The organism is Desulfocurvus sp., from assembly GCF_023230885.1.
Lineage (GTDB): Bacteria > Desulfobacterota > Desulfovibrionia > Desulfovibrionales > Desulfovibrionaceae > Desulfocurvus.
This window is the reverse complement of sequence record NZ_JALNWM010000189.1, coordinates 1-6965: the sequence shown is the minus strand read 5'-3', so window position 1 is coordinate 6965 and position 6965 is coordinate 1. Positions and strand designations below refer to the sequence as shown.

The following is a 6965-nucleotide window of genomic DNA, read 5'->3' as shown; positions in this document are numbered from 1 at the left end:
AATTAGCTGAACAAGCATCCAAGAGCATGATACGGCACTATTCTGAACACTGCAAACTTATGAAACAGCGCTTTCAGAAAAAGTGGTAATACCAAATTCTTTAATTATTGGCATTAAAATTAACATGTTAAAATCATTTCAGAGCACTAACATAGAAATATTGCCACAAAACTGGCCACTGGGCAGAATCATTCCACCACAAAGTTGTAGAGGTACGCCATGACCACGCCCGCCACCACGGAACGCCGCCTGGAACAGGCCCTGCTCAAGGGCCGCTGGAGCCTGTTTGAACGGCTGCCGGCCGAGCGGCTGCTGGCCGACGAACTGGGAGTGAGCCGCCCGACCCTGCGCACCGCCCTGCGGGCCCTGGTGGGCCGCGGCATCCTCGAGACGCGGCGCGGCAGCGGAACCTTCGTGCGCGCCCTGCCCTGCCGGGCCGACAACGCCAGCCTCGCGGACAGCCTGCGGGCCTTTCGCATCGTCATGCCGCCCCTGCTCACGGCGGCCCAACCGTCCTTCGCGCCGTCGGTCATGCTGACCCTGGAGCGCCAGCTGCCCGCGACGGGCATGGCCCTGCACGCGGGCGACATGCACCTCTTCGCGCAAAGCCATCTGCAATTCTTCTCCATTCTCTTGCAGGCCACGGGCAACGCCCGGCTGGCCCAGGCCGGGGCCGCAACCCTGCCGGATGTCCATGCCCTGGCGCGGCTGCTGCAAGACTGCCCGCCCGTGCGCCTCGAAGAGCTGTTCAAGCATCTTGCCCGCACGCTGCACGGCCTGCGCCATGCGGATCCGCAAGCCGCGTCCGCAGCCATTGCCGCGTACCCGACCTGCCTTTTGCAATGCATGGGAGAGGAAACATGATCACGTTCAGCAGGAGGAACTTTTTACGCGGAGCATGGCACGCCCCACCTCCGCCTGCGACGGGTGAAAGCAACGCTCCGGAGGCCGGTCAGGAAGAGTCCTGTGCCCTCGCCGCCCTGCCGCCGGAATTTTCGCCCGCCATGTTGCGTCTGGAAGGGCAGCGCCTGGGGCTGCCCGCGGAAACGATGCACGAGGAAGAACTGGCCCGGGCCATTTTGCGAGCCATGCGCGCCAGGGCGCAGCAGACCGGACCCGGCAACGGCCCATAACTCCATGGAGGAAGAGATGGCTGAACACGACATTCCCTATCTTGAGGAGCGCAAGCTCATCAAGCGCTGGCGTGGCCCCCTGCCCATGCTGGCCAACCTGGCCCTGACCCTGTCCATCTTCGCCGTGACGTGGTGGATCTTCCAGGATCCGCGCGGCGTCATGCGGTTCTACACGCCCTATGTGGGCTACAACTACTGCCGCTGGTGGCTCATCATCCTGATCTGGATGGCCTACATCTTCGACTTCTGGCCCTTCAAGAAGGACTGGGTGCGCCACGCCCACCCCGTGCAGAAGGGCGTCGTGCTCTCCCTGGTGTCCGTGGGCATAATGATCCTCATCATCCACGGCTTCTTTGAGGGCGTGCTCGGCAACACGGCCTTCGCCTACTTCAACCCCGCGCAGCTGCAGAAGCTGCCCGGCATCACGGAATTCTACGCCGTGGAATACGCGGCCCAGGCCTGCATGATGTTCGCGGTCATCGCCTCGTGGATCAGCCCGGCCTGGATCGTGGCCCTGGAGGGCCGCCCCTGGGAGAACCAGAAGCAGCCCGTCAAGGGCCTGAGCATCTGGATCGGCACCTTCTGCCTGAGCCTGGTCATCTACTTCATGACCATGCACAACCACATGGGCATCCTCTACTACCCCTGGCAGTACTTCACCGCCATCACCCCGCCCTACTGGGAGAACTTCGCCCACACCGTCTCGGCCAACTTCCATGTGGCCTGGATCATGTGCTGCACCGTCGTGGTCTGGTTCATGGAAGGCATCTGGGAGCGCTATCCCTTCTGCCTCATCAAGACCCCGTGGCTGCGGCGCTTCGCCATGTTCTTCGGCATCATCGCCATTTCCGTGTCCCTGTGCTTCTTCTTCTGGTACATGCAGGAGCTGGTGTGGGGCGACGCCATCCGCGGACACCGCCGCGACGCCGCTCCCGACTGGCGCTGGCTGCATGTGGGCGAAACGGCCATCTTCTTCCTGGTTCCGGCCCTGTTCCTGCAATTCTACGGCGGCAACTGGCCGAACAAGTTCAGCACCCAGGTGAACGTCCTGCTTCGCACGCTCATCGTCATCGCGGGCGGCATCGCCGTCTATTGCCTGTACTACAAGTACGCCCACTTCCTGCTCGGTACGCAGAAGGGCTTCTCGCATCCGCAGCAGTTCCCCATGATCCCCATGATCTGGCTCATCAACATCTGGCTCATCAACTGGTGGTTCATGGACGGCTGGCCGGGCTGGCGGCGTGAGCTGCGCAGCGCCGAGGAAGTCCGGGCCGGGGAGCGCGCCATCGAGGAACGCGACACCTGGCACCCCGCCATGGCGCCGGGCCTTGTCGTGGGCATCGTCGTGGGCGTGGTTGTGTACTTTGCCATCGTGGCGGCGCTGCCCTGGTTCAGCGCGCACTTCACCCTGGTCCAATAGGGGGACGACATGAACAGACGCGAATTCGTCAAGGGCGCGGCCCTGGGCGTCGGCATGGGAGCCATCGGCGCCATGGGCGTGTATTCCTACTCGCCCATGCGCCGGGCCTTCCTCAAGGATGTCAAGCGCGGCACGGCGGATATCGGCGTGTGCAAGGCCGTGCGCATCACCAACATCTCGGAAACGAGCTGGTTCGACAACGGCGTCTTCATGCAGGACGTTACCGGCGCGGGCGGCCTGCTGGTCGACCAGTACACCTTCAACTGGGCGCCCTTCGGCAACGGCAAGGGCGTGGGCAAGGGCAGCTATGCCGAAGGCATCAAGCAGATCAAGCCCCTGCTGCCCAACAAGCTGGAAGAGGCGTGGGCCATCGCCCAGGAAAAGAGCGTGCACGCCGACAACGCCGGCGGCTTCTCCTGCCTGGTCGAAATCGAGGACATGGACGGCAACGTCACCAAGTACCTCTTTGACACCGGTTGGAACTATGTGTGGATGGATACCTGCTACAAGCGCGAAGGTATCGACACCATGCTGGCCAACAACGAAATCAAGGCCATGATCCAGACCCACGAGCACATGGATCACTTTTGGGGCCTGCCCGCCGTCACCAGGTACAACCCCAACATCCACATCTACACGCCCAACTCCTTCTATCCGGAAGGCAAGCAATACATCAAGGATTGCGGGCATGTGGGCAAGGTCACGGAGGTTCCCAAGGGCCTGCACAAGATCCAGGACGGCGTGGCCCTCTACGGCTTCGACTGCCCCATCATCTTCAGGGTCTTCGGCGAGATCTCCATGTATTGCAACGTCAAGGACGTGGGGCTTGTGAGCATCACCGGGTGTTGCCACCAGGGCATCATCCTCTTCGCCGACACGGCCTACAAGGAGCTGGCCTACGAAAAGGACCAGTTCTACGGCCTTTACGGCGGCCTGCACATCTCGCCCTTCGACGACTGGGATCCCAAGTACGACGACCTCGTCATCGGCCTCAAGAAGTGGGACCTGCAAAAGGTCGGGTGCAACCATTGCACCGGGCTGATCACGGCCCAGAAGTTCGTGGACGCGGGCTACCCCGTGGTCAAGGGCTCGGCGCGCTTCCGCTCCAAGACCACGAACTACCTCGGCAACGGCGACGTCATCAAGTTCCCCTCCTGATCCTGCAACCACCGCCCCGGGGCCGCGCCGCCACGGCCCCGGGGCGTAAAACCGCGCTGCGCCGCGCCGCGCCCGCAGACCGGGAAATCGTCATGAGCCTGCATACCCTGCTGCCGCGTCCGCTGGACCCCGAAACAGGTCCGGAAAGCCCCGCCATCCTGACAGCCCTGCTCTCGGGCATCCACCTCGACCGCAGGCAGGCCCGCGCCCTGGGCTGGCGCGGTGTGCGGCCCTCGGCCCTGCACGGCCCGGCCTGGACGTGCCGCGTGGCCCCCCTACCCCATATTTTCGGGCTGGTCTTCCTGGACGAATGCACGCAGGAGGAGTCCCTGCACGGAACCTTCGCGGCCTATGTGTTCCCCGCCGCGCAGGACGCACTGCTGGACAGCTTTCCCCTGCGGGCGCTGGAGATAGCCCTTGGGCCGGACTACACCGACGCCGTGCGCGAGCTTTCGGCCCACGCCGAGGTCCTGGCCCCCTTCTGCCTGGGGCAGGTGGACCTCGCCGCCGCGCGGGACGGCTCGTGGCTGTCCCTGGCCCTGTCGGCCCCGGCGCGGCTGCGTCTGGTCTCGCGCGGGGGTGTCCCCGTTCCGCCGGGCGCCGCCGCCCAGGACGCGCCGCAGTGGCTGGTGCCCCCCGGCGGCCTCGAATGCGACGTGCCCGCCTTCCGCCTGCTGGTGCGCCTGTTCGCCGCGCTGGCGGGCACGGCGGCGCGCCTGCTGGACGCGGAGCCCGACGTGCGCCTGCACCACACGGCCCCGGCCCCCCCGGACGAGGCGGCGGCCCACGGCGAGGACCGGCAGTTGCACCTCTCGGCCAGCTTCGGCAGCGCCCCCCGCGCCGCCCCGGCCCCGGGCAAAAGGCTCGCCAGCCTGCCGGGCCGCTATGTCCCCCGCCCGGACGAACTGTCCTGCCTGCCCGTCATGCATGTGCTCACGGGGTTCCTCGGCTCGGGCAAGACGACCTTCCTGCGCCGCTGGCTCGATTTTCTCAACGGACGCGAGCGCTACGCCTCCGTCATCCAGAACGAATTCGGGCAGGTCGGCCTGGACGCCGCCCTGACCCGCAGCGAAACCCGGGTCGAAGCCCTGGACGAGGGCTGCGTATGCTGCACCCTGGCCGACGCCCTGCGCCCCGGCCTGCAACGCCTGCTGGCCGACGCCCCGGCGGAGCAGGTCATCCTGGAGACGACGGGACTGGCCAACCCGGGCAATGTGCTGCGCTCGCTGGACGATCTGGCCGAATTCGTCCAGCCGGGGCTGGTCATCACCGTGGTGGACTCGCTGGAGTGGCATCGCGGCGGCTACGCGACGCAGGGCGTCTCCGGGGTGCGCCTGTCGCAGGTGCAGCAGGCCGACGTCATCATCGCCAACAAGGCCGACACCCTGGCGGAAAAGGATTTCGAAGACATCCTGCGCACCCTGCGCGCCTGCAACGCCAAGGCCTGCATCCTGCCCGCCGTGCAGGGCAACATCGCCTTCGCCCGGCTGGACGCCTTCCTGGCCGACTGGCAGGACGCGCGAACGCGCCCGCCCTCGCGCCAGCCGCGCCTGCCCATCCTGGCGCAGGCCCGGGGCGCCCTGGGCACCCACGCGGACGAAGGGTTCGCGTCGCACACCCTCCCCATGCAGGCCCCCGTGGACGAGAGCGCCCTCCGGCGGATGCTGGACGCCGCCGGGCCGGGACTGTGCCGGGCCAAGGGCATCGTGGACCTCCTGCATGCCGGGGGCGTTGTGCCCGCCGTGGTGCAATACGCGGCGGGCCAGCTGGAATTCGAGGCCGCCCCGCAGGACGAGGACGCGCGCTACCTGGTCTTCATCGGCATCGACCTGGCGCCCCGCGAGGTGGTGGCCACGGCCCGCGGCGGGGCCGTCGCGGCCAGCCCCGCCGCCTGACGGAACAGGACGACGAAGCATGCCCGGGCCACGCGCGGACGGCCCGGATCACCCCTGTGGCTGCGGAGAAATACTGATGAATATCATGACCCTTGGGGGCTGGATGATGTGGCCGCTGCTGGCGGTCTCCGTCATGGCCCTGGCCGTGATCGTGGAACGCGCCCTGGCCTTTGCCGCCTGCCCCCTGCCCGACGGCCCCCTGGACGGCCAGATCCAGGCCGCCCTGCGCCAGGGCGACATCGCCCCCGTGGCCAAGCGCATGCGCGCCGTGCCCCTGCTGCGCGAGTTCGCCACGCTCATGGACGCGCCCGGGCTGCCCAGGCGCGAAGCCGCCCTGCGCCTGGCCGGGGAGCAGGCCCTGGGGCGGCTCGAACGCAGGCTTGCGCTGCTCTCCACCCTGGCGCGGCTGGCTCCGCTCATGGGCCTGCTGGGCACCATAACGGGCATGATCGGTACCTTCGCCCACATAGCCGAGGCCACCACCGGCGTGGACATGACCCTGCTGGCGGCCGGAATCTGGCAGGCGCTCATCACCACAGCCGCAGGCCTGTGCATCGCCATTCCGGCGCAGTTCTCCCTGTCCGTCTTCTCCGGGCGCGCGCGGCGCGTGGCGCAGATGCTCGACGCGGCGGGCAATACCGCGCTGATGATCGAGGCCGGGGGCACCGGGCCGGAGCGGGAAGGCGCCTGACATGCTGCGCCTGTCACAGCGTGCGGCCGAGGGGCCGGACGACAGCGCCCTCACGCCGCTTATCGACATGGTCTTCATCCTGCTCATCTTTTTCGTGCTGGCGGCGGCGTTCACCGTGCGCGGACTGGAGGTGGAACTGCCCGCCGCCCGCAGCAGCCAGCCCCTTTCCGGCCGCGTGGTGGAACTGCGGCTGCTCGAAGACGGCGCCATCACCTGCGAGGGGGTGCCCCTGCCCCGGGGCCAGGTGCGCGACAAGCTGCGCGAGCTGGTCACCGGCTTCCGTGAAAAGCCCGGCAGGCTGGTGCTCATCGCCGCGCCCAAGGCTCCGGTGGAGGCGCTCATCTTTCTGGTGGACGAGGTGCGCATGCAGGGCGGCGAAAAGATGCTCATCGCCACCTCCAGCCCGGCGGACGCGGTGCGGCCGTGACGGACAGGGAGCGCCTTTGCGCCGGGCTCGCCATCTCCTGCTTCCTGCACTGGGGCGTGGCGCACCTTGCCCCGGGCCTCGTGCCGCAGGCAGGGACGGATGCCCAACGCCTGGCGCGGATCGAGATGGACTCCCTGGCCGTGGCGCCCGTGGACGGGCAGGCGGGGGGCATCGGCATGGAAGCCCCGCCCCCCGGCTACATGGAGCAAAGCCGCGCGGCCGACCAGAGGCGGCGCGCCTT

Annotated in this window: 8 protein-coding genes; all 8 read left to right on the top strand. The window is 67.2% G+C overall.

Annotated features, from left to right (window positions below; translation table 11 throughout):
• Window positions 1-219 precede the first annotated feature (219 nt).
• A complete protein-coding gene (locus M0P34_RS12465) occupies window positions 220-864 on the top strand; it encodes a GntR family transcriptional regulator (protein ID WP_291499622.1) in 645 nt (214 codons plus the stop codon).
• Window positions 861-1133: a hypothetical protein gene (locus M0P34_RS12460; RefSeq protein ID WP_291499620.1), complete on the top strand. Its 273-nt coding sequence runs from the start codon at window positions 861-863 to the stop codon at window positions 1131-1133. The genes M0P34_RS12465 and M0P34_RS12460 overlap by 4 nt, the downstream gene beginning before the upstream one ends.
• A gap of 16 nt (window positions 1134-1149) precedes the next feature.
• A complete protein-coding gene (locus tag M0P34_RS12455) occupies window positions 1150-2553 on the top strand; it encodes a hypothetical protein (protein ID WP_291499618.1) in 1404 nt (467 codons plus the stop codon).
• Between the two features lie 9 nt (window positions 2554-2562).
• The gene (locus M0P34_RS12450; protein WP_291499616.1) at window positions 2563-3711 is read left to right on the top strand and encodes an MBL fold metallo-hydrolase; all 1149 of its coding nucleotides are present in this window, start codon (window positions 2563-2565) and stop codon (window positions 3709-3711) included.
• 92 nt (window positions 3712-3803) lie between these two features.
• Window positions 3804-5606 carry a GTP-binding protein gene (locus tag M0P34_RS12445; RefSeq protein ID WP_291499614.1) on the top strand — a complete coding sequence of 601 codons (1803 nt, stop codon included), beginning with the start codon at window positions 3804-3806 and terminating at the stop codon, window positions 5604-5606.
• A 76-nt stretch (window positions 5607-5682) separates the two neighbouring features.
• Window positions 5683-6297 carry a MotA/TolQ/ExbB proton channel family protein gene (locus M0P34_RS12440; RefSeq protein ID WP_291499612.1) on the top strand — a complete coding sequence of 205 codons (615 nt, stop codon included), beginning with the start codon at window positions 5683-5685 and terminating at the stop codon, window positions 6295-6297.
• A gap of 1 nt (window position 6298) precedes the next feature.
• The gene (locus M0P34_RS12435; protein WP_291499610.1) at window positions 6299-6724 is read left to right on the top strand and encodes a biopolymer transporter ExbD; all 426 of its coding nucleotides are present in this window, start codon (window positions 6299-6301) and stop codon (window positions 6722-6724) included.
• On the top strand, window positions 6721-6965 hold a 245-nt coding region (locus M0P34_RS12430), incomplete at its 3' end, for a hypothetical protein (protein ID WP_291499608.1). The genes M0P34_RS12435 and M0P34_RS12430, both read left to right, overlap by 4 nt.